The sequence below is a fragment of the Pseudomonas sp. RA_15y_Pfl2_54 genome, assembly GCF_963971015.1.
Classification (GTDB): Bacteria; Pseudomonadota; Gammaproteobacteria; order Pseudomonadales; family Pseudomonadaceae; genus Aquipseudomonas; species Aquipseudomonas baetica_A.
Window position 1 is genome coordinate 34,142 of the sequence record NZ_CAXAPN010000027.1, and the last position, 21,182, is coordinate 55,323.

Consider the following 21,182-nt stretch of genomic DNA (forward strand, 5'->3'; position numbering starts at 1 on the left):
TCAACCTGTTCTCGGCCTGACACACCGCTTTTGCGAGCGAGCCCACTCCCACAGGGCATGATGCGTATCCGTGCCCCCGCCGGACGGGAACCCCGTCGCATAGGCAAGCTGCCGGGTGGCCGGTATACTCCGGCGCAATTAACGCATTTTCAAGGATTTCGCCATGAAGCGCCTGATCTCTTCCCTTGCTGCGCTCGTCGCGGTTGCCTGCCTCGTTTCGGCCTGTGGTCAAAAAGGCCCGCTGTACCTGCCGGATGACGATCAGGACCCGGCCGAGCAAGCCCAGTCTTCGCAAAAGCAGCCGTCCAAAGCACACAAGCACGACGTTTACCAATAAGGGATCGCCATGGACGCTTTTAACTACCGTGGCGGGGAGCTGTTCGCGGAAGGTGTGGCGCTGTCCGCCATCGCCGACCGTTTCGGTACGCCCACCTACGTTTATTCGCGCGCACACATCGAAGCCCAGTATCTGGCCTTCGCCGATGCGCTGGCCGGCATGCCGCACCTGGTTTGCTTTGCCGTCAAAGCCAACTCCAACCTCGGCGTTCTGAATGTCCTGGCCCGCCTCGGCGCCGGTTTCGACATCGTTTCGCGTGGGGAACTGGAGCGCGTACTCGCCGCTGGCGGCAGCCCCGACAAGATCGTGTTCTCCGGCGTTGGCAAAACCCGTGACGACATGCGTCGTGCCCTGGAAGTCGGCGTGCACTGCTTCAACGTCGAATCCACTGACGAACTCGAACGCCTGCAAGTCGTCGCCGCCGAGCTGGGCGTTCGCGCCCCGGTTTCATTGCGTGTGAACCCGGACGTCGACGCCGGCACCCACCCGTACATTTCCACCGGTCTCAAAGAGAACAAGTTCGGCATCGCCATTGCCGACGCCGAAGACGTGTACGTGCGCGCCGCGCATCTGCCGAACCTGGAAGTGATCGGTGTCGATTGCCACATCGGCTCGCAACTGACGACGCTGCCGCCCTTCATCGACGCGCTCGATCGCTTGCTGGCTCTGGTCGACCGTCTCGGCGATTGCGGCATTCACCTGCGCCACATCGATCTCGGTGGTGGTTTGGGTGTGCGTTATCGCGATGAAGAGCCGCCATTGGCCGCTGACTACATCAAAGCCGTGCGCGAGCGCCTGGACGGTCGCGATCTGGCGCTGGTGTTCGAGCCGGGCCGTTTCATCGTCGCCAACGCTGGCGTGCTGCTGACGCAGGTCGAATACCTCAAGCATACCGAACACAAAGACTTCGCCATCGTCGACGCGGCCATGAACGACCTGATCCGCCCGGCGCTGTATCAGGCCTGGATGGACGTCACCGCCGTCAAACCACGCGACACGGCCGCGCGCAAGTACGACATCGTCGGCCCGATTTGCGAAACCGGCGACTTCCTCGCCAAGGACCGTGAGCTCGCGCTGGAAGAAGGCGACTTGCTGACCGTGCATTCGGCCGGTGCCTACGGCTTCGTGATGAGCTCCAACTACAACACCCGTGGCCGTGCCGCCGAAGTGTTGGTAGACGGTGACAAAGTATTTGAAGTGCGCCGCCGCGAAACCGTGGCCGAGCTGTTTGCCGGCGAAAGCCTGCTGCCGGAGTAACCCATGCTGCTGCGTTTTACCAAAATGCACGGCCTGGGCAATGACTTCATGGTTCTCGACCTGGTCAGCCAGCACGCGCACATTCAGCCCAAACACGCCAAGCAGTGGGGCGACAGGCACACCGGCATCGGTTTCGACCAGTTGCTGATCGTCGAAGCACCGAGCAATCCGGACGTGGATTTCCGCTACCGGATCTTCAATTCCGATGGCTCCGAAGTTGAGCAGTGCGGCAACGGTGCGCGCTGCTTCGCCCGCTTCGTGCTCGACAAGCGCCTGACCGCCAAACGCCAGATCCGCGTCGAGACCAAGGGCGGCATCATCGAACTGGACGTGCGTAACGACGGCCAGATCGGTGTGAACATGGGCGCTCCACGCCTGGTGCCGGCGGACATTCCGTTCGAAGCACCGGCGCAGGCTATCAGCTATCAGCTCGAAGTCGACGGCACCACGGTCGAACTGGCCGCCGTGTCGATGGGTAACCCACACGCCGTGCTGCGTGTGCAGGACATCAACAATGCACCGGTGCATGAACTGGGGCCGAAAATCGAACACCACCCGCGCTTCCCGGCGCGGGTCAATGTCGGTTTCCTCCAGGTCATCGACCGCCACCGCGCGCAGTTGCGCGTCTGGGAACGTGGCGCCGGGGAAACCCAGGCCTGCGGCACCGGCGCTTGTGCCGCGGCGGTTGCTGCAATCAGTCAGGGGTGGATGGATTCGCCGCTGTTGATCGACTTGCCCGGCGGGCGTCTGTCCATTGAATGGGCAGGCCCTGGCCAACCGGTGCTGATGACCGGTCCGGCAGTACGTGTATACGAAGGACAAGTGCGTCTTTGAGTGAGCAGAAGCCATGACCGATAAGCCTCAGGTACCCGCCCGACAGTCCGACGAATCAGCGTCCGAGAGCCTGGAGGCGGCTGCGGTTGCCGCATACCTTGAGGCTCATCCGGACTTCTTCGTCGAACACCAGGAACTGCTGCCGGCGATGCGCATTCCCCACCAACGCGGTGACACCGTGTCGCTGGTCGAACGCCAGATGACCATTCTGCGCGACCGCAACATCGAGATGCGTCATCGCCTTTCGCAGTTGATGGACGTCGCCCGCGACAACGACCGGCTGTTTGACAAGACCCGCCGCCTGATCCTCGCCCTGATGGACGCCAGCAGCCTCGAAGACGTGGTCATCTGCGTCGAAGATAGCCTGCGCCAGGACTTTCAGGTGCCTTTTGTCAGCCTCATCCTGCTTGGCGACAACCCGGCCCCGGTCGGCCGCTGGGTCAGCCACGCCGACGCGCAAACCGCCATCGGCGGCTTGCTCACCGAAGGCAAAAGTGTCAGCGGCACCCTGCGTGAACATGAGCTGGACTTCCTGTTTGGCGAAGAACAGCGCAAGCAGATCGGCTCCACCGCCGTGGTCGCCGTCAGCCATCAAGGTATCCACGGGATTCTGGCCATCGCCAGCCGCGACCCGCAGCATTACAAGAGTTCGGTCGGCACGCTGTTCTTAAGCTACATCGCCGAAGTCATGGGCCGCGTGCTGCCACGGGTCAACAGCTCCCTGCGCTCGGTACGCTGAGCATGGAACGGCAACTGGACGCTTACTGCGAACACCTGCGCAGTGAGCGACAGGTGTCGCCGCACACGCTGTCGGCCTACCGCCGCGACCTCGATAAAGTGCTCGACTGGTGCATCAAGCAGAACATCGCCAGTTGGAGCGCGCTGGACATCCAGCGCCTGCGCAGCCTGGTCGCTCGCCTGCATTCACAGGGCCAGTCTTCGCGCAGTCTCGCCCGCTTGTTGTCGGCAGTGCGCGGGCTCTATCACTATCTCAATCGCGAAGGCCTTTGCGACCACGACCCGGCCACCGGTCTGGCGCCCCCGAAAGGCGAACGCCGCCTGCCGAAAACCCTCGACACCGACCGCGCACTGCAACTGCTTGAAGGCGCCGTTGAGGATGATTTTCTGGCACGGCGTGATCAGGCAATTCTGGAGTTGTTCTATTCCTCCGGCCTGCGCCTTTCCGAGCTGACCGGGCTCAATCTCGATCAGCTCGACCTCGCCGACGGCATGGTCCAAGTGCGAGGCAAGGGCAGCAAAACCCGTTTGCTGCCGGTGGGTAAAAAGGCCCGCGAAGCACTGGAGCACTGGCTGCCGTTGCGGGCGATGACCAACCCCGCTGACGACGCCGTGTTCGTCAGCCAGCAAGGCCGGCGCCTTGGCCCGCGAGCGATTCAGGTGCGGGTCAAACTCGCCGGCGAACGCGAACTGGGGCAGAACCTGCATCCGCACATGCTGCGGCACTCCTTCGCCAGCCACTTGCTGGAATCCTCGCAGGATCTGCGCGCGGTGCAGGAACTGCTCGGCCACTCGGACATCAAGACCACGCAGATCTACACCCATCTGGACTTCCAGCACCTGGCGGCGGTCTACGACAGCGCCCATCCACGGGCCAAACGCATGAAAGGCGATGATTCATGAGCATTCAGTTGATCACCTTCGACCTCGACGACACCCTGTGGGATACCGCTCCGGTGATCGCCAGCGCCGAAGCGGTTTTACGCGAATGGTTGAGCGAACACGCACCGAATCTGGGCGCGCTGCCGGTGGAACACTTGTGGTCGATCCGCGAGCGGGTGCTGGCCAATGAACCGGGCCTCAAACACCGCATCAGCGCGCTGCGTCGGCGAGTGCTGTTCCATGCCCTGGAAGAAGCGGGATACACCCACGGCGAAGCCTCGGTTCTGGCGGACAAGAGTTTTGAAGTGTTTCTGCATGCACGGCATCAGATCGAAGTGTTTCCCGAGGTCGAGCCGGTGCTGGAGATTCTCGCCAACCATTACGCCCTCGGCGTGGTCACCAACGGCAATGCCGATGTGCGTCGTTTAGGGCTGGCGGATTACTTCAAGTTCGCGCTGTGCGCCGAGGACATCGGCATTGCCAAACCAGATGCGCGGCTGTTTCACGAAGCCTTGCAGCGTGGTGGCGTGAGCGCTGAGGTGGCCGTACACATTGGCGATCATCCAGGCGACGACATCGCCGGGGCGCAGCAAGCGGGATTACGCGCGGTATGGTTCAACCCGGCGGGCAAAGTCTGGGAAGCGGAGCATTTGCCGGATGCCGAAATTCGCAGCCTGACTGATTTGCCGGCGGTGCTCGCACGCTGGAATGCTTCCTCAAATTGACACACCGCATTCGCGAGCAAGCCCGCTCCCGCGAGGGATAGCGGCGCACCCAAAAAACTTTATTTCAGACATGAAAAAGCCCGCAGCGACGGCGGGCTTTTTCAGCAAGCAAGCGGCACGCCTCAGATAGGGCGGCTGCCGTACTTGTTGTCCGGCTTCTTGGGCGGATCGGCGACCACATTGGCCTCCACTTCCTGCACTTTTCCGCCTCGCGACAGGAACTCTTCCATGGCCTTGGCCAGGGCGTCGCGCTCCTTGTTCTTGGCTTCAATGCTCGGCAACTCGTCAACCGACACCGCTGCCTTGGCTTTGCCTTTGGCAGCCGGGGCCGGCGTATCGTCACCGCCATCGTCGTCAGCAACGTCTTCCGCTGCTGCTTCCAGGCCTTCCTCGGCCTCGTCTTCGTCGCCTACTTCGAGGTCGTCGTTTTCCAGATCATCGTCGCTCATGTTCTACCTCATGACTTGCGAAAAGCAGATTAGTTATAGACCAGCTTTGGCAACTGTCGAAAGTCGCCGTTAAAAAATCATTCGCCGCTGCTGATCAGCGGCTATGCCCCTTCACCGTGCAAGGTGGCAAGGACTTTACGGGCACCGCCATGATCACGGTGCTCGCCCAGATAAACGCCTTGCCAGGTGCCCAGTGCCAGTCGACCTGCCGAAACCGGCAGACTGATCTGGCAACCCAGCACGCTGGCCTTGAAGTGCGCCGGGAGGTCGTCCAGGCCTTCGTCGTTATGCTCATAGCCGTCTGTTCCTTGTGGGATCAGACGATTGAAAAATCGTTCGAAGTCGCGACGGACCGCCGGATCGGCGTTCTCGTTGATGGTCAACGACGCCGAGGTATGTTGCAGCCACAGATGCAAAAGACCGACCCGGCACGCCTTGAGTTCAGGCAGGCCATTGATCAACTCGTCCGTCACCAGATGAAAGCCCCGGGGTCGCGCCCGCAGGGTTATCAGAGTCTGCTGCCACATACAGTTCTCCGCACGTTCGGGGCGCATTCTAGCGCGCTCTGGGAAAAAACAAAGGCCCTAATATTCCTGCAATGGTGTAAGCCATTGCCCGCAGAAAAACACCCTTCATAAACACGACAAAAGCCGTACGAAAAATCCTTTCAGCTTGTCCTTCAATGACAAATCCCAGACAAAAAAATGCCCGGCGAACCGGGCAAATTCTTGAGTGCGCGTACTTACAGGTTGTAGCCGCGTTCGTTGTGTTGTGCCAGATCCAGGCCCACCGACTCTTCTTCGTCAGTCACACGCAGCCCCATCACGGCGTCCAGTACCTTGAGGATGATGTAAGTGACGATCGCGGTGTAGATCACCGTGAAGCCGACGCCTTTGCACTGAATCCATACTTGAGCGGCGATGTCGGTGACAGTGCCGAAGCCACCCAGCGACGGTGCAGCGAACACACCGGTGAGGATCGCGCCGAGAATACCGCCGATACCGTGTACGCCGAACGCATCCAGGGAGTCGTCATAACCGAGTTTGCGTTTCAGGGTGGTGGCGCAGAAGAAGCACACCACACCCGCCGCCAGACCAATGACCAGTGCGCCCATCGGGCCCACGGTGCCGGCAGCCGGAGTGATCGCAACCAGACCGGCCACCACACCCGAGGCAATGCCCAATGCGCTAGGTTTGCCGTGGGTGATCCACTCGGCGAACATCCAGCCCAGCGCCGCCGCAGCGGTAGCGATCTGAGTGACCAGCATCGCCATACCGGCGGTGCCGTTGGCCGCCGCAGCGGAACCGGCGTTGAAGCCGAACCAGCCGAACCACAGCATCGCCGCGCCCATCAGGGTGTAACCGAGGTTGTGCGGAGCCATTGGAGTGGTCGGGAAGCCTTTGCGCTTGCCCAGCACCAGGCACGCCACGAGACCTGCGATACCGGCGTTGATATGCACAACGGTGCCGCCAGCGAAGTCGAGTACGCCCCAGTCCCACAGCAGGCCGCCGTTACCGGACCAGACCATATGTGCGATCGGCGCATAAACGAGGGTGAACCACACGCCCATGAAGATCAGCATCGCGGAGAACTTCATCCGCTCGGCGAACGCACCGACGATCAGCGCCGGGGTGATGATTGCGAAGGTCATCTGGAAGGTGATGAACACCGCCTCAGGGAACAGCGCGGCCGGGCCGGTCAGGCTGTCAGGTGTAACGCCAGCGAGGAACGCTTTGCCCATGCCGCCGAAGAACGAGTTGAAGTTGACGACGCCCTGCTCCATGCCGGTGGTGTCGAACGCAATGCTGTAGCCATAAATGACCCACAGGATGCTGATCAGACCGGTAATGGCGAAGCACTGCATCATCACGGAAAGAATGTTTTTGGAGCGAACCATGCCGCCGTAGAACAGCGCCAGGCCCGGGATGGTCATGAACAGCACGAGGGCTGTCGAGGTGAGCATCCAGGCCGTGTCGCCGGAATTGAGGACTGGGGCCGCCACTTCGTCTGCCGCCATTGCAAGGCTTGGCATTACGATGGACAACAGGGCTCCTAGCCCTGCGAATTTACGCAGAGTCATATTGTTTTCTCCTGGGGCGTTGGGGTTTGTGGCGGCTTAAATCGCGTCGGTATCGGTTTCGCCGGTACGGATACGAATCGCCTGTTCCAGATTGACCACGAAGATCTTGCCGTCACCGATCTTGCCGGTGTTGGCCGCCTTGGTTATCGCCTCGATAACGCGATCCAGATCCTTGTCGTCGATGGCCACGTCGATTTTCACCTTGGGCAGAAAATCGACCACATATTCCGCGCCGCGATACAGCTCGGTGTGACCCTTCTGCCGGCCGAAGCCTTTGACTTCAGTAACGGTAATGCCCTGCACGCCGATTTCGGACAGCGACTCGCGCACGTCGTCCAACTTGAACGGCTTGATGATGGCAGTGACTAGCTTCATGAAACTTTCTCCCGAATTGGTGGACTTGCCCCAGGAAAACAAACCCGACTCAAGTCTAAGCGCAGTGCCTGGCTTTGTAACGCATCGTCGGCCTTGACTGCCCGACTGACGCCAGCTAACCGCATCAGACGAAACTCCCCGTTCCGCCTGCCGCACTGCATTCGTCACAGCGACTGCATCAGTGCATGGGTCACAGGTCACTAAGCAGAAACCTTGCCATCTCGCCAAAACCCACTGATTTCAATCGCTTGGCCGCTGTCGCAAGCACCTTCGTGCAAAAGGCCATCCGGTTACGCACAACAACGGTGCGCTGCCGCCCATGCTCTTGCGCGAAAAGCGTGCATCCCGGCCTGCGAGATTGACTATAGACACTGCGTGATACACTGCCGGCCATTGTTTCCAGGACACTTCCCATGCTCGCGCCCAAAGACTTCCTCGACGCCCTGAGCGGCACCGCTTCTCGCCTGTTCAGCGGCGACACCCCGCTGCCGAAAGCCGAAATCGAAAGCCAGTTCAAGATGCTGTTGCAAAGTGCCTTCAGCAAACTCGATCTGGTCAGCCGTGAAGAGTTCGATAGCCAGATGGTTGTGCTGGCGCGCACTCGCGCTCGCCTTGAGAGCCTCGAAGCGAAGGTGGCCGAGATGGAAGCGAAGCTGAATCCGCCAGCCGAGTAACCCTGCTCCCCCTGTAGGAGCTGCCGAAGGCTGCGATCTTTTGATCTTCAGCCCTTCAATGATCTCGGCAACGTCCTACAACCTGAGTGACCGCCGTCCGATTGCGCCGAAAAGCCCCGGTTCCTAAGCTCACCCTATGCTGAATATTCAGCACTGAGTTTGGCGACCTGGAAAGCTTAAGGCGCACGACCACCATCTGATGGCGGCTAGATGTAACGCCTCATCGAGTTATGGCGGTTGTGCGTGGGAGATCTTCGGGTCTGCCGGGTTCCTTTTGCTCCGGCTCGCCAACCCGCGTACAACTGCCACCCGATCGTTTGGCGACGATCGAGGGCAGCCCTAAAGCAAGAGGAGCTGTTCGATGAATCAAGATGACACTTACCTAACGCCTTACAGCTTCACCCGCCCTGATGGTTGAGGCCTGCAAACAATTGTCAGTAGTCGATAACCTTCAGGTTTGGCCATACACCCAGCCAATCCTTGGTACGTAAACGATCCAGGTAAACTGCATGCTTCTCGGTTTGGAACCTCGCAGTAGGCCGAACAACAAGATCGAAGAGGTCATCCAGACCAAGCGGTGCTGCGACCTCCAGAACGCCCTGCGTACCGAGCCTTATGGCAATTGCCGTCGCTGTTTCCGGCCAGAACCTGATGGCATCAATTGCGCTCGCATAAGGCGCATCAGCATTTCGCAGATGCATACGCGCCTGGTTCTTCACTGACCAGTTGTATGAGGCGTCAATATTCCGTAAGCAAGCCTCCAGTTCAGTGTCTGATTCAGCAGTGGCCCGCTCTTGATCGAACCAGATGACATCAATGTCCGATGGCAATGGCGAATAAACGCGCTGGTGTAATCGATCCCATACGGCGCTACGCAGAAATCCCGCCCCTATCCAGCAATCAGGTAATCCAAGGCTCTGCACCAGACGCAATATCCGCATACGCACTGGATCCGCCTCGATTAGCACTTGGATTTGCTCTATCTGTTTCACGGCCGTTGTCACGTTTCAACTCTTCACGATTTCGACACAGGCCAGTGTAACCACCGCAGGTTCAAGGCTGGCGGCCACAAGACGACATCCAATAGTCATTTCCCGGTTGCGACCAGAGCCATACGTTCGCAACATCCCGTGAAAGTTTACCCACGCCCCCCCCCCTCCAACTCTCCCGCCCCCTACTACCCTTAAAAAAGCCCGCAGGAAGCGGCTCCCGATTCAGCTCAAGGAACGACCATGTCCCTCTCCATCGTCCACAGTCGCGCCCAAATTGGCGTGGATGCTCCCGCCGTTACCGTCGAAGTCCATCTGGCCAACGGTCTGCCGTCGCTGACCATGGTCGGCCTGCCCGAGGCGGCGGTGAAGGAGAGCAAGGATCGCGTGCGCAGCGCGATCATCAATTCCGGACTGCAGTTTCCGGCGCGGCGGATCACTTTGAATCTGGCGCCGGCGGATCTGCCCAAGGATGGCGGGCGGTTTGATCTGGCGATTGCCTTGGGGATTCTGTCAGCGAGTGTGCAGGTGCCGTGTCTCACGCTGGACGATGTGGAGTGTCTCGGTGAGCTGGCATTGTCCGGCGCCGTGCGGCCAGTGCGAGGAGTGTTGCCGGCAGCGCTGGCGGCGCGCAAGGCCGGGCGGGCGCTGGTGGTGCCACGGGCAAATGCCGAGGAGGCGTGTCTCGCTTCAGGGTTGAAGGTGTTTGCGGTGGATCATTTGCTGGAGGCAGTCGCCCATTTCAATGGGCATACGCCGGTCGAGCCTTACGTTTCTGACGGTTTGATCCATGCCGCCAAACCCTACCCCGATCTCAATGAAGTGCAGGGACAATTGTCGGCCAAACGCGCCCTGCTGATTGCAGCGGCGGGCGCGCACAACCTGTTGTTCAGCGGGCCACCGGGGACGGGCAAGACCTTGCTGGCGAGTCGCTTGCCGGGGCTGCTGCCGCCGCTGTCTGAATGCGAAGCGCTGGAAGTGGCAGCGATTCAGTCGGTGGCCAGCGGCATCCCGTTGACCCATTGGCCACAGCGACCGTTTCGCCAACCCCATCACTCAGCGTCCGGCCCGGCACTGGTCGGTGGCAGCTCCAAACCGCAGCCCGGCGAAATCACCCTCGCCCACCATGGCATGCTGTTCCTCGATGAGTTGCCCGAGTTCGACCGAAAGGTACTGGAGGTACTGCGCGAGCCATTGGAGTCCGGGCATATCGTGATTGCGCGGGCCAAGGATCGCGTGCGTTTCCCGGCGCGGTTTCAGTTGGTGGCGGCGATGAATCCGTGCCCCTGTGGATATCTTGGCGAGCCGAGCGGCAAGTGTTCGTGCACACCGGACATGGTGCAGCGTTATCGCAATAAACTGTCGGGGCCGTTGCTGGATCGGATCGATTTGCACCTGACGGTGGCGCGGGAAGCGACGGCGCTGAACCCGCAGGTGAAGCCGGGAGAGGACAGTGCCAGCGCAGCGGCGTTGGTGGCCGAGGCGCGTGAACGACAGCAAAAGCGTCAAGGCTGCGCCAATGCATTTCTTGATCTTCCGGGCCTGAAGAGGCACTGCACGTTATCCACAGCCGACGAATCCTGGCTGGAATCAGCTTGTGAACGGCTGACGCTATCGCTGCGCTCGGCCCATCGGTTACTCAAGGTCGCCAGAACCCTGGCTGACCTTGAGCAAGTCGACGCAATCAGGCGTGAACACCTCGCCGAAGCGCTGCAATACCGGCCGGCGACGCCTTAATGCTCGGTCAGATCAACCAGCGGTGTCTGCCGTACTTCGGTTGCACGCCCGGCCTGAATCTCGGTCACGCGTTTCAAGGCGTTATCCACAGCCCCTTTGTCCGCCAGCAGGCTGTAGCTGATCTGGAACTGTTTGTGTTCCTTCGGCGCAATGGTCGGCACCAGACTCAGCGGGCGCTGATAGCGGCGGTTGTAGGAGAAACTGGTGCCTGGCTCCAGCCCCGTGACATAGCCCTGCCCTTGGGTGTCAGTGTTTTTCCACAGGGAAAACACCGGCAATTGCTGGGTATTGAAGCCGACGGAGACACCAAGGCTGCCGGCCTTGTTGTGCAAAACGGCCAGGGTCTCGCCTTTGGCGTCGGCATAGGGCACGACATTGTAGACGGTTTCGTCGTAGTCCTTGGTTGGTGCGCGATACGTCTGCCAACTCGCCAATTCATCCTTGGCCTTGTCGTTGAACGGCGACACCTGTTTTACCGGCGCAGCAAAACGTGCGCCCTGTTCGAGGAACGGCGTGCTGAAGTTGCTGTGATACAGCGCCTGGTATTCCTTCGGATAATCGCCGTTGTTGGTCAGCGTATCGTTGAGTGCGAAACGCACGCTGCCGGGCTCGGTGACCAGTTCGGTGGCTACAGAGAAATCGACTTTCTTGAACGCCTGCTCTTTCAACTCGCCACGCAGGCTGATGGCGTAAGGCGGTTTTTCGTCGATGTGCAGCGTAACGGTACTGGCCGGAATGTTGGCAGCGCGTCCGTGCAGGGTCAGCAACTCACCCTTGTCCATGCCGGGATGGCCGACCCATTCGTAGCCGCAGCGGGTCACCAGTTCATTGAAACCTTCCAGCCAGCCCAATCCGCCGCGGCCATTGAGTTCGATGAATGCCGGGTTGACCACCTCCTTGACCGGCGAGTCCCACCCCATGCGCACGTTGCCAACGGAGGCGTGCAGGACATTCATGCCACGGGTCGGCACCACCGAGAGTTTCATCGTGCCATTGTCGATATCAACGATGCTGACACCTTCCTGCCGCCCGCCATGGAGGGTACGCAAGCTGACGGAGAAGGGTTTGTCGGTTTTCACACCGAGCTGTTCACTGGTGATGCTCCAGTTTTGCGCGGGCTTATTGGTATCGAGGAGCACGTAATCCCAAGCCATGGCGTGGGAAGCAGCGGACAGCGCGCCGAGTGCGGCAACGAGTTTGAGCAGGGTCATGGCAGCAGCCTTTATTGGAGTTGTGCCATTTTTATAGCGCTGCGGAAACGATTCAGCAAGTGTAATGACGGAAGTAGAGCTGCGATTGATCCGCGCAAGCAATTGCGGGCAAGTCCGCTCCCGCACGGTTCAACGGCGAGCACAATTTTTGCGCACAACCGATATACCTGTGGGAGCGGGCTTGCCCGCGATGGCTGTTTCAGAGGCGCATCAACGAAAACGATCAACCTCGGAACGCAAGTCCGCCGCCAATTTCTCAAGCTCTTTAGCCGTCACCGCAAGGTTGGAAACAACCTCACGCTGTTCACTGTTGGCCAACGCGATGCTCTGCAAGTTGCTGCTCAGCAAGGTCGCCGTGCTGCTCTGCTCCTGGGTTGCGGTGGTAATCGCGGCAAACTGTTGCCCGGCCGAACGACTCTGCTCATCGATCCGCGCCAGTGCCGAAGCGACATTGGCGTTGCGCGACAAACCTTCCTGCATCAGCACATTGCCTTGTTCCATCGTGCTGATCGCATTACCGGTTTCCTGCTGAATGCTGTGGATCATGCTGGAAATTTCATCGGTGGCCTGACGCGTGCGCGAGGCCAGGCTACGCACTTCATCAGCCACCACGGCAAAGCCGCGACCTTGTTCACCGGCGCGGGCAGCTTCAATCGCCGCGTTGAGCGCCAGCAGGTTGGTCTGTTCGGCAATCGAGGTAATCACGCCGACAATGCCACCGATTTCCTGGGAGCGCTGGCCGAGGGTGTTGATCACCGTGGCGGTGCTGTTCAGGGCGCCCGCGATTTGCTCAAGCGACGACGAAGCCTCTTCCATCGAGCTGCGACCAATCTGCGTTTGCTGGGCATTTTCCTGAGCCAGACGCTGAGTGGCACCCATGTTGTCGGCGATGTCCAGCGAGGTTGCGCTGAACTCTTCAACCGCGCCGGCCATGCTGGTGATTTCGCCGGACTGCTGTTCCATGCCGTCGTATGCGCCACCGGACAGGCCGGAAAGTGCCTGCGCACGGCTGTTGACCTCTTCCGAGGCACGGCGGATGTGCTCGACCATGGTCGACAGCGCCTGGCTCATCTGGTTGAACGCGCGAGACAGCTGACCGATTTCATCATTGCTGGACACATTCAAACGCACGCTCAGATCACCGGCGCCCAGGGCTTCAGCCTGACGTACCAGGTCGCTCAATGGCGCGAGTTTGCTGCGCAGCAACCAGACCACGGAACCGACCGCCAACAACATCGCCAGCAGGCTGCCGATTGCCAGTTGGGTGCCGACGCTCCAGGTCACCGCGCGAATCTCGGCTTTCGGCATGCTTGCCACCACCGACCACGGCCCGCCGTCGAACGGCACCGATACGCTGTAGAAGTCTTCAGCCTTGTCGCTCCAGAACTGGCCCTTGCCCGGCGTCTTGGCCAAACCGCTGATCACTGCAATCGCTTGATCCTGCGCCTGCACGCCGGCTGGCGGAACCAGCCATTTGTTATGCTCATCCAGCAATGCCAGCGAGCCCGTCTGGCCGATGCGGAAGCGCTTGAGGTTTTCAAATTGGGCGTTTTGCGCGTCGGTGTAGTCGAAACCGACGAACAGCACCGCAATCACCTTGCCGCTGCCGTCGCGCACCGGGGTGTATTGGGTCATATAGGAGCGATCGAACAGCACGGCACGACCCACGTAGCCCTGCCCTGCCATCAACTTCGCATAGGCCGGGTGAGTGTGATCAAGCAAAGTACCGATGGCGCGCGTGCCGTCCTGTTTGGTCAACGAGGTGCTGACCCGCACGAAATCTTCGCCGCTGCGCACAAACAGCGTGGCGACGCCGGCGGTCATCTGCTGGAACTCGTCAACTTCCTTGAAGTTGTTGTTCATCACTTCGCCGCCCAGGTGCAGGCCCGGCGTCTGGGTGCCGGCAACGGTCACCGGCTCACTCGGGTGAATGCTCAAACCTGTGCTGAATCGCATTTCGAACAACCCGCTCAGGCGCTGCGTGCTTTCACGCAAGGTGCCGTGGAAAGTGCTCAGTTGGTCAGCCAGCAGGCGGGCCTCACTGGCCAGATGCTCTTCACGAGTGGCGAGGTTGGCGGTATCCAGCGAACGCAGGGCGAAAACCGTACTGCCGCTGATGACAATCGCCAATATCACAGCGAGCGCGAGGCCCAGTTGTGAGGCGATCCGGGCGCGAGGTTGAGACATGGATAGCTCCTGGCCGAGCCACCGGATCCTCCTTGATCGCAGCACTTGCTCGGAAAATTCTAAGAATGGGGTGAATCGCGGACACCGGCACGACGGTTCCACAAGCACGTATTCGGCGGAAAAACCCAATACTTGAGCAATTAGCAAGGTTATGGCACAAGGCCGGCATTGTGAGGGCTCGAACGTTTCAGCTCAAGCGAACGACGGTCGGCAATTCCATGGCGCGGACTTCACCTTGCAGAAAATCACTCAGACGGCGCAAACGTTCACCTCCCGGACGGGTTTTGGGCCAGACCAGGTAATAGTTGAGTCCACTGGCAACCGCGGTCGGCCACGGCAAACTCAAGCGACCTTGCGCGACATCTTCGGCGACCATCAGCAGATCCCCCATCGACACGCCATAACCCCGAGCCGCCGCGATCATGCCAAGCTCCAGCGTATCGAACACCTGCCCGCCCTTGAGCGACACCTGATCGGACAGCCCCATGCACTCCAGCCAACTGCGCCAATCGCGTCGATCCGGGGTCGGGTGCAATAACTCGGTGGACGCCAGTCGCGCGACGTCCCACGGCTGGTCGTTGAGAAGATTGGGGGCGCCCACCGGGATCAGCTCTTCGGGAAACAGCAGGCTGGCTTCCCAGTCCGGCGGGAAATGGCCGTCGCTCAGCAGCACGGCACAGTCAAAGGGCTCATCGTTGAAATCCACCGAATCCACATCCATCCAGGCACTGGTCAGTTGCACCTCGTTGCCCGGTTGCAAATGGCGGAAGCGACTGAGCCGTGCCAGCAGCCAGCGCATGGTCAGTGTTGACGGGGCTTTCATGCGCAGGATGTCGTCCTCGGCGCGCAAGGTGTTGCAGGCCCGCTCAAGGGCGGTAAAACCTTCACGGATGCCCGGCAACAACATGCGCGCCGACTCGGTGAGTTGCAGGTGGCGCCCGCTGCGGTGAAACAAGCGGCAGGCAAAATGATCCTCAAGCGTGCGAATGTGCCGACTCACTGCACTTTGGGTGATCGACAGCTCTTCAGCGGCGCGCGTAAACGAGCTATGCCGCGCCGCCGCTTCAAATGCGCGCAGGGCATACAAAGGAGGAAGACGACGAGACATTCAGAAAGCTCCTATAGCGGGACGAGAGCAACTTAGCAGAATCCGCTCAGGATGAGTTTTAATCATGCCACCCATCCTTTTTATCCCTTTGTGCAATCGCGTGCATGCGCCGAGAATCGACGGTCTCCAGTTCCCTCTGTCAATCGAGTGGTGATGACCATGCAGCATCCTGTGCGTACCGAACTCTGGGCCATCCTGCGGCTGGCAGGGCCGCTGATTGCTTCACAGTTGGCACACATGCTGATGGTGCTGACCGACACCTTGATGATGGCGCGCTTGAGTCCCGAGGCTCTGGCTGGCGGCGGTCTCGGCGCGGCGACTTACTCGTTCGTGTCGATTTTCTGCATCGGCGTTATCGCTGCGGTCGGTACGCTGGTGGCGATCCGCAAGGGCGCGGGCGACATCATCGGTGCCGCACGCCTGACCCAGGCCGGGTTATGGCTGGCGTGGCTGATGGCACTGGGCGCCGGGCTGCTGCTCTGGAACCTCAAACCGGTGCTGCTGCTGTTCGGCCAGACCGAAACCAACGTCAACGCTGCGGGCCAGTTCCTGATTGCGCTGCCATTCGCCCTGCCCGGCTATTTGAGTTTCATGGCCCTGCGCGGCTTCACCAGCGCGATTGGCCGGGCGACCCCGGTCATGGTCATCAGTCTGGCCGGCACTGTGGCCAACTTCCTGCTCAATTACGCACTGATCACTGGCATGTTCGGCCTGCCGAAACTCGGGCTGATGGGCATCGGTCTGGTCACGGCGATTGTTGCCAACTGCATGGCGCTGGCACTGGCCTGGCACATTCGTCGGCACCCGGCCTATGACGCTTATCCGTTGCGCGCCGGCCTGTCGCGGCCTAACCGCCAATACCTCAAAGAGCTGTGGCGCCTCGGCCTGCCGATTGGCGGCACCTATGCGGTGGAAGTCGGGTTGTTCGCCTTCGCAGCGCTGTGCATGGGCACCATGGGCAGTACGCAATTGGGCGCGCATCAGATCGCCCTGCAGATCGTTTCGGTGGCGTTCATGGTGCCGGCGGGATTGTCATACGCGATCACCATGCGCATCGGCCAGCATTACGGCGCCGGGCAACTGAACGATGCGCGGATGTCCGGGCGGGTCGGGATCGTGTTCGGCGCGGTGGCCATGCTCGGGTTTGCGATGGTCTTCTGGCTGCTGCCAAATCAGTTGGTGGGCCTGTTCCTGGATCACAATGATCCGGCGTTCGCCGAGGTGATCAGACTGGCGGTGAGCCTGCTGGCAGTGGCGGCGTGGTTCGAGCTGTTCGACGGCACCCAGACGATTGCCATGGGCTGCATTCGCGGCTTGAAGGACGCGAAGACTACATTTCTGGTCGGGCTCGGTTGCTATTGGTTGATCGGTGCGCCGGCTGCGTGGTGGATGGCGTTTCACCTGAATTGGGGACCGACGGGCGTCTGGTGGGGCCTGGCGCTGGGCTTGGCGTGTGCGGCAGTGAGCCTGACACTGGCGTTTGAGTGGAAGATGAAGCGGATGATTCGGCGCGAGCCTCGATCGCAAGGCTTCAATATCGCTCAGGCTGAATAAAATTACCCTGTGGGAGCGGGCTTGCTCGCTCCCACATTGGGTTTTGTGTTCAGCTCACGATTTCCATTACTGGCTGTTGGCTGGAACCGAACGTCAGGTACTCAACCAACTCCGCCAACGGCAGCGGCCGGCTGATCAGATAACCCTGCACCTGATCGCAAGCAAAGCCGCGCAGCAACTCCAGCTGTTCCGGAGTTTCCACCCCTTCGGCCACCACTTCCAGATGCAGGTTGTGCGCGAGGTTGATCATTGCGTGCACCAGTTTGCGGTTCTCTTCGCGCTGCTCCATGCCGCCGACAAAACTTTTATCGATCTTCAGCAAGGTGATCGGCAGGCTGTTGAGGTGCACAAACGACGAAAAACCGGTGCCGAAATCATCCAGCGAGAAGCGCACGCCGAGGCGACCGAGGGCGTCCATGGTCTGTTTGACCAGATCGCTGCGGCGCATGACGGCCGTTTCGGTGAGTTCGAATTCCAGCCACTGCGCCTCGACACCACGTTCGGCGATCAAACGGCTGAGGGTCGGCAGCAACTGACTGTCCTGAAACTGCCGGAACGACAGATTGATCGCCATGTGCAGCGCTGGCAGTCCGCGCTCGCGCAGCGCCTGCATGTCCCGCAGCGCCCGGGAAATCACCCAGTAACCGAGCGGCACGATCAGACCGCTCTGCTCAGCCAGCGGCACGAATTCGCTGGGCGGCAACAGACCACGCTCGCCATGACGCCAGCGCACCAGAGCTTCGAGGCCGACGATCTGCCCGTCTGCAAGATTCAAACGTGGCTGGTAATGCAGCTCCAGTTCATCGCGGCGCAAAGCCCGGCGCAACTCGCTTTCCAGGTCAGCCATGCTTCGCGCGTTGCGGTTGATGCGCTCGTTGAAGATATGAAAGGTGCAGCCCTGGGTACTCTTGGCTTGCTGCATGGCGATGTGCGCGTGCCACATTAGCGGATCGGCGCCGCCCTGGGCGCGGGCATGTGCAATACCAAGGCTGGAGCCGATCAGCAGGCTTTCGCCATCGACCCAATACGGTTCGGCCAAGGCTTCGGTGATCCGTTCGGCCATCCACTCGGCGCGTTGCGGGGCCCGGCGGGTGTCGATCAATAAGGCAAATTCGTCGCTGCCCAACCGCGCCAACTGATCGCCGGCCTCCAGCTGATTCTTCAGCCGCGACACCACTTGCAGGATCAAGCGGTCGCCGGCCTGATGGCCGAGGGCGTCGTTGGCGTGGCGGAAGTTGTCGAGATCGAGATGCCCGAGCGCCAGACCACGGCCGTCGTTTTCCGCGAGGCGCGCCGCGAGCAAGGTCTGAAAACCCTGACGATTGGCGATACCGGTCAGCGGATCCTGTTCGGCGAGGCGTTGCAGGGTGTTTTCCAGCAGGCCGCGTTCGCGCACATGGCGCAGGCAACGACGCAGCATGCCGGCGTCAAGGGCATCGAACACCAGCCAGTCGCTGACGCCAACGGGCGCGGTGGCTGGCTCTTGGTCCAGCAACAATACCGTCGGCAGGCAGCAACGACCGGGGAGCGGTTGCAACGCGGGAACGGTCAACAGCACCGCGTGGCGGTTGTCTTCGAACAAACGGCGGACCGACTCCCAGCTCGGCGCGCTGATCAGCACCGCCGCGCTCCCCATCGGAGCCAGACACTCACGCAATAACGCTGTCCACGCTGGCTCTTCGGCCAGTAGCAGCAAACGCAAGGGTTCGACAGGCGTAGACAAGCTAGCTCCCTAGACTCTGCAATGATGTGGGCGGGGCATTATGCCGTTGCGCCGTTCAATGACCAAATGACAACGGTTATCAGAACGTTATTTTTTGTCACGAATGAGAACATTAGCCGCAAAATCTCCGCGCATCCTGCGTGAAAGTAACAAAACCGGCAAATTCGAATCGCGTGGTGCGTCACAAGTCGGACAGAGCAGCACAAATCGCTGAGCCTGTTAAAATGCCGGCCCATTTCGTCAACGACTCCCGAATTTTCGTATGTCCCGACTCAATCCCCGGCAGCAAGAAGCCGTGAACTACGTCGGCGGCCCTCTATTGGTGCTCGCCGGTGCTGGCTCCGGCAAGACCAGCGTGATCACGCGCAAAATTGCGCACCTGATCCAGAACTGCGGCATCCGCGCCCAGTACATCGTCGCCATGACCTTTACCAACAAGGCCGCGCGCGAGATGAAGGAACGGGTCGGCACCCTGCTGCGTGCCGGTGAAGGTCGCGGCCTGACGGTCTGCACCTTCCACAACCTGGGCCTGAATATCATCCGCAAGGAACATGCGCGGCTGGGCTACAAACCCGGTTTCTCGATTTTCGACGAGACCGACGTCAAAGCCCTGATGACCGACATCATGCAGAAGGAATACGCAGGCGACGACGGCGTCGACGAGATCAAGAACATGATCGGCGCCTGGAAAAACGACCTGATCCTGCCGCCCCAGGCGCTGGAGAACGCACGTAATCCCAAGGAGCAGACCGCCGCCATCGTCTACACCCACTATCAGCGCACGCTCAAGGCGTTCAACGCGGTGGACTTCGACGACCTGATTCTGCTGCCGGTGAAGCTCTTCGAAGAGCACGCCGACATTCTCGAAAAGTGGCAGAACAAGGTGCGTTACCTGCTGGTCGACGAATACCAGGACACCAACGCCAGCCAGTACCTGCTGGTGAAAATGCTCATCGGCAAGCGTAACCAGTTCACCGTGGTGGGCGACGACGACCAGTCGATCTACGCCTGGCGCGGTGCGCGCCCGGAAAACCTGATGCTGCTCAAGGACGACTATCCGTCCCTGAAAGTGGTGATGCTGGAGCAGAACTACCGCTCCACCAGCCGCATTCTGCGTTGCGCCAACGTGCTGATCTCGAACAACCCGCACGAATTCGAAAAACAACTGTGGAGTGAGATGGGCCACGGCGACGAGATCCGCGTAATCCGCTGCCGCAACGAGGACGCCGAGGCCGAGCGCGTGGCCATGGAAATCCTCAGCCTGCACTTGCGCACCGACCGGCCCTACAGCGATTTCGCGATCCTCTATCGCGGTAACTATCAGGCCAAACTGATCGAACTGAAGTTGCAGCACCATCAGGTGCCTTACCGCTTGAGCGGCGGCAACAGCTTCTTCGGCCGCCAGGAAGTGAAAGACCTGATGGCCTACTTCCGGCTGATCGTGAACCCGGATGACGACAACGCCTTCCTGAGGGTGATCAACGTGCCGCGCCGCGAAATCGGCTCGACCACCCTGGAAAAACTCGGCAACTACGCCACCGAACGCAAGATCTCGATGTACGCGGCCACCGACGAAATCGGTCTGGGCGAACATCTCGACAGCCGCTTCACCGATCGCCTGTCGCGTTTCAAGCGTTTCATGGACAAGGTGCGCGAGCAGTGCGCCGGCGAAGACCCGATCTCAGCCCTGCGCAGCATGGTCATGGACATCGACTACGAGAACTGGCTGCGCACCAACAGCTCCAGCGACAAGGCGGCCGACTACCGGATGGGCAACGTCTGGTTCCTGATCGAGGCGTTGAAAAACACCCTCGAGAAGGACGAAGAAGGCGAAATGACCGTCGAGGACGCCATCGGCAAACTGGTCCTGCGCGACATGCTCGAACGTCAGCAGGAAGAGGAGGATGGCGCCGAAGGCGTGCAGATGATGACGCTGCATGCGTCCAAGGGTCTGGAATTCCCTTACGTGTTCATCATGGGCATGGAAGAGGAAATCCTCCCGCACCGCTCCAGCATCGAAGCCGACACCATCGAAGAAGAACGCCGTCTGGCCTACGTGGGTATCACTCGTGCTCGTCAGACCCTGGCCTTCACCTTCGCCGCCAAGCGCAAGCAGTACGGCGAAATCATCGATTGTGCGCCCAGCCGCTTCCTCGATGAGCTGCCACCGGACGATCTGGCGTGGGAAGGCAACGACGACACACCGACCGAAGTCAAAGCCGTGCGGGGCAACAACGCATTGGCCGATATACGCGCGATGCTAAAGCGCTAGAATTGACCACTTTTTTTACTAGACCTTCGGCGCACAAAACGCCAAATGAG

At 60.4% G+C, this 21,182-nt stretch carries 19 protein-coding genes; 10 read left to right on the forward strand and 9 right to left on the reverse strand.

Annotated features, from left to right (window positions below; genetic code table 11):
- The first annotated feature begins 163 nt into the window (after nt 1-163).
- From lptM to AACY50_RS19405, 6 genes are read left to right on the forward strand one after another with little or no spacing between them, the layout of a single operon-like run.
- Nucleotides 164-337: an LPS translocon maturation chaperone LptM gene (gene lptM / locus AACY50_RS19380; RefSeq protein WP_007911098.1), complete on the forward strand. Its 174-nt coding sequence runs from the start codon at nt 164-166 to the stop codon at nt 335-337.
- A 9-nt stretch (nt 338-346) separates the two neighbouring features.
- Nucleotides 347-1,594, forward strand: a complete 1,248-nt coding sequence (lysA, locus tag AACY50_RS19385) for a diaminopimelate decarboxylase (protein ID WP_339430479.1) — start codon at nt 347-349, stop codon at nt 1,592-1,594.
- 3 nt (nt 1,595-1,597) lie between these two features.
- Complete coding sequence (gene dapF / locus AACY50_RS19390; protein WP_339430480.1) at nt 1,598-2,428, forward strand: diaminopimelate epimerase; 831 nt, start codon at nt 1,598-1,600, stop codon at nt 2,426-2,428.
- A gap of 13 nt (nt 2,429-2,441) precedes the next feature.
- Nucleotides 2,442-3,167 carry a DUF484 family protein gene (locus tag AACY50_RS19395; RefSeq protein WP_221730839.1) on the forward strand — a complete coding sequence of 242 codons (726 nt, stop codon included), beginning with the start codon at nt 2,442-2,444 and terminating at the stop codon, nt 3,165-3,167.
- Nucleotides 3,168-3,169: 2 nt separating this feature from the next.
- Nucleotides 3,170-4,069 (forward strand): tyrosine recombinase XerC, encoded by a 900-nt coding sequence (xerC, locus tag AACY50_RS19400; protein WP_339464641.1) that lies wholly within the window; start codon nt 3,170-3,172, stop codon nt 4,067-4,069.
- Entirely contained in the window at nt 4,066-4,773 is a 708-nt protein-coding gene (locus tag AACY50_RS19405) for an HAD family hydrolase (protein WP_339430482.1), read from the forward strand. The genes xerC and AACY50_RS19405 overlap by 4 nt, the downstream gene beginning before the upstream one ends.
- Before the next feature lie 122 nt (nt 4,774-4,895).
- Here AACY50_RS19405 and sutA read toward each other — a convergent pair whose 3' ends face one another.
- The 4 genes from sutA to glnK form a co-directional block, all read right to left on the reverse strand.
- Nucleotides 4,896-5,222 carry a transcriptional regulator SutA gene (sutA, locus tag AACY50_RS19410; RefSeq protein WP_007920420.1) on the reverse strand — a complete coding sequence of 109 codons (327 nt, stop codon included), beginning with the start codon at nt 5,220-5,222 and terminating at the stop codon, nt 4,896-4,898.
- Nucleotides 5,223-5,323: 101 nt separating this feature from the next.
- Nucleotides 5,324-5,749: a secondary thiamine-phosphate synthase enzyme YjbQ gene (locus AACY50_RS19415; RefSeq protein ID WP_221730842.1), complete on the reverse strand. Its 426-nt coding sequence runs from the start codon at nt 5,747-5,749 to the stop codon at nt 5,324-5,326.
- A gap of 215 nt (nt 5,750-5,964) precedes the next feature.
- Nucleotides 5,965-7,302 carry an ammonium transporter gene (locus AACY50_RS19420; RefSeq protein WP_221730843.1) on the reverse strand — a complete coding sequence of 446 codons (1,338 nt, stop codon included), beginning with the start codon at nt 7,300-7,302 and terminating at the stop codon, nt 5,965-5,967.
- Between the two features lie 36 nt (nt 7,303-7,338).
- Complete coding sequence (gene glnK / locus AACY50_RS19425; protein WP_002555808.1) at nt 7,339-7,677, reverse strand: P-II family nitrogen regulator; 339 nt, start codon at nt 7,675-7,677, stop codon at nt 7,339-7,341.
- 413 nt (nt 7,678-8,090) lie between these two features.
- On the opposite strand from glnK, the gene AACY50_RS19430 reads away from it, so the two are divergent.
- Nucleotides 8,091-8,351: an accessory factor UbiK family protein gene (locus AACY50_RS19430; RefSeq protein ID WP_016772581.1), complete on the forward strand. Its 261-nt coding sequence runs from the start codon at nt 8,091-8,093 to the stop codon at nt 8,349-8,351.
- Between the two features lie 434 nt (nt 8,352-8,785).
- On the opposite strand, the gene AACY50_RS19435 is transcribed toward AACY50_RS19430, so the two are convergent.
- Entirely contained in the window at nt 8,786-9,292 is a 507-nt protein-coding gene (locus AACY50_RS19435) for a nucleotidyltransferase family protein (protein WP_221730928.1), read from the reverse strand.
- Nucleotides 9,293-9,583: 291 nt separating this feature from the next.
- On the opposite strand from AACY50_RS19435, the gene AACY50_RS19440 reads away from it, so the two are divergent.
- Complete coding sequence (locus AACY50_RS19440; protein ID WP_339539017.1) at nt 9,584-11,077, forward strand: YifB family Mg chelatase-like AAA ATPase; 1,494 nt, start codon at nt 9,584-9,586, stop codon at nt 11,075-11,077.
- Here the strand turns inward: AACY50_RS19440 and AACY50_RS19445 are convergent.
- From AACY50_RS19445 to AACY50_RS19455, 3 genes are all read right to left on the reverse strand, one after another.
- Nucleotides 11,074-12,288: an aldose 1-epimerase family protein gene (locus AACY50_RS19445; RefSeq protein WP_339495891.1), complete on the reverse strand. Its 1,215-nt coding sequence runs from the start codon at nt 12,286-12,288 to the stop codon at nt 11,074-11,076. The genes AACY50_RS19440 and AACY50_RS19445 overlap by 4 nt on opposite strands.
- Before the next feature lie 210 nt (nt 12,289-12,498).
- A complete protein-coding gene (locus AACY50_RS19450) occupies nt 12,499-14,475 on the reverse strand; it encodes a methyl-accepting chemotaxis protein (RefSeq protein WP_339539018.1) in 1,977 nt (658 codons plus the stop codon).
- 187 nt (nt 14,476-14,662) lie between these two features.
- Complete coding sequence (locus AACY50_RS19455) at nt 14,663-15,583, reverse strand: LysR substrate-binding domain-containing protein (protein WP_339434281.1); 921 nt, start codon at nt 15,581-15,583, stop codon at nt 14,663-14,665.
- Between the two features lie 159 nt (nt 15,584-15,742).
- Here AACY50_RS19455 and AACY50_RS19460 point away from each other — a divergent pair, with 159 nt between their 5' ends.
- Entirely contained in the window at nt 15,743-17,137 is a 1,395-nt protein-coding gene (locus AACY50_RS19460; RefSeq protein ID WP_339539019.1) for a NorM family multidrug efflux MATE transporter, read from the forward strand.
- Between the two features lie 49 nt (nt 17,138-17,186).
- Here AACY50_RS19460 and AACY50_RS19465 read toward each other — a convergent pair whose 3' ends face one another.
- Nucleotides 17,187-18,860 (reverse strand): putative bifunctional diguanylate cyclase/phosphodiesterase, encoded by a 1,674-nt coding sequence (locus AACY50_RS19465; RefSeq protein WP_339433768.1) that lies wholly within the window; start codon nt 18,858-18,860, stop codon nt 17,187-17,189.
- A gap of 262 nt (nt 18,861-19,122) precedes the next feature.
- On the opposite strand from AACY50_RS19465, the gene rep reads away from it, so the two are divergent.
- Entirely contained in the window at nt 19,123-21,132 is a 2,010-nt protein-coding gene (gene rep, locus AACY50_RS19470; RefSeq protein WP_339433769.1) for a DNA helicase Rep, read from the forward strand.
- Nucleotides 21,133-21,182: the final 50 nt, after the last annotated feature.

What these genes read in the sequence shown, in the direction of transcription:
- lptM (WP_007911098.1), top strand. Translation starts at nt 164, where the DNA reads ATGAAGCGCCTGATCTCTTCCCTTGCTGCGCTCGTCGCGGTTGCCTGC.
- lysA (WP_339430479.1), top strand. Translation starts at nt 347, where the DNA reads ATGGACGCTTTTAACTACCGTGGCGGGGAGCTGTTCGCGGAAGGTGTG.
- dapF (WP_339430480.1), top strand. Translation starts at nt 1,598, where the DNA reads ATGCTGCTGCGTTTTACCAAAATGCACGGCCTGGGCAATGACTTCATG.
- AACY50_RS19395 (WP_221730839.1), top strand. Translation starts at nt 2,442, where the DNA reads ATGACCGATAAGCCTCAGGTACCCGCCCGACAGTCCGACGAATCAGCG.
- xerC (WP_339464641.1), top strand. Translation starts at nt 3,170, where the DNA reads ATGGAACGGCAACTGGACGCTTACTGCGAACACCTGCGCAGTGAGCGA.
- AACY50_RS19405 (WP_339430482.1), top strand. Translation starts at nt 4,066, where the DNA reads ATGAGCATTCAGTTGATCACCTTCGACCTCGACGACACCCTGTGGGAT.
- sutA (WP_007920420.1), bottom strand. Translation starts at nt 5,222, where the DNA reads ATGAGCGACGATGATCTGGAAAACGACGACCTCGAAGTAGGCGACGAA.
- AACY50_RS19415 (WP_221730842.1), bottom strand. Translation starts at nt 5,749, where the DNA reads ATGTGGCAGCAGACTCTGATAACCCTGCGGGCGCGACCCCGGGGCTTT.
- AACY50_RS19420 (WP_221730843.1), bottom strand. Translation starts at nt 7,302, where the DNA reads ATGACTCTGCGTAAATTCGCAGGGCTAGGAGCCCTGTTGTCCATCGTA.
- glnK (WP_002555808.1), bottom strand. Translation starts at nt 7,677, where the DNA reads ATGAAGCTAGTCACTGCCATCATCAAGCCGTTCAAGTTGGACGACGTG.
- AACY50_RS19430 (WP_016772581.1), top strand. Translation starts at nt 8,091, where the DNA reads ATGCTCGCGCCCAAAGACTTCCTCGACGCCCTGAGCGGCACCGCTTCT.
- AACY50_RS19435 (WP_221730928.1), bottom strand. Translation starts at nt 9,292, where the DNA reads ATGCGGATATTGCGTCTGGTGCAGAGCCTTGGATTACCTGATTGCTGG.
- AACY50_RS19440 (WP_339539017.1), top strand. Translation starts at nt 9,584, where the DNA reads ATGTCCCTCTCCATCGTCCACAGTCGCGCCCAAATTGGCGTGGATGCT.
- AACY50_RS19445 (WP_339495891.1), bottom strand. Translation starts at nt 12,288, where the DNA reads ATGACCCTGCTCAAACTCGTTGCCGCACTCGGCGCGCTGTCCGCTGCT.
- AACY50_RS19450 (WP_339539018.1), bottom strand. Translation starts at nt 14,475, where the DNA reads ATGTCTCAACCTCGCGCCCGGATCGCCTCACAACTGGGCCTCGCGCTC.
- AACY50_RS19455 (WP_339434281.1), bottom strand. Translation starts at nt 15,583, where the DNA reads ATGTCTCGTCGTCTTCCTCCTTTGTATGCCCTGCGCGCATTTGAAGCG.
- AACY50_RS19460 (WP_339539019.1), top strand. Translation starts at nt 15,743, where the DNA reads ATGCAGCATCCTGTGCGTACCGAACTCTGGGCCATCCTGCGGCTGGCA.
- rep (WP_339433769.1), top strand. Translation starts at nt 19,123, where the DNA reads ATGTCCCGACTCAATCCCCGGCAGCAAGAAGCCGTGAACTACGTCGGC.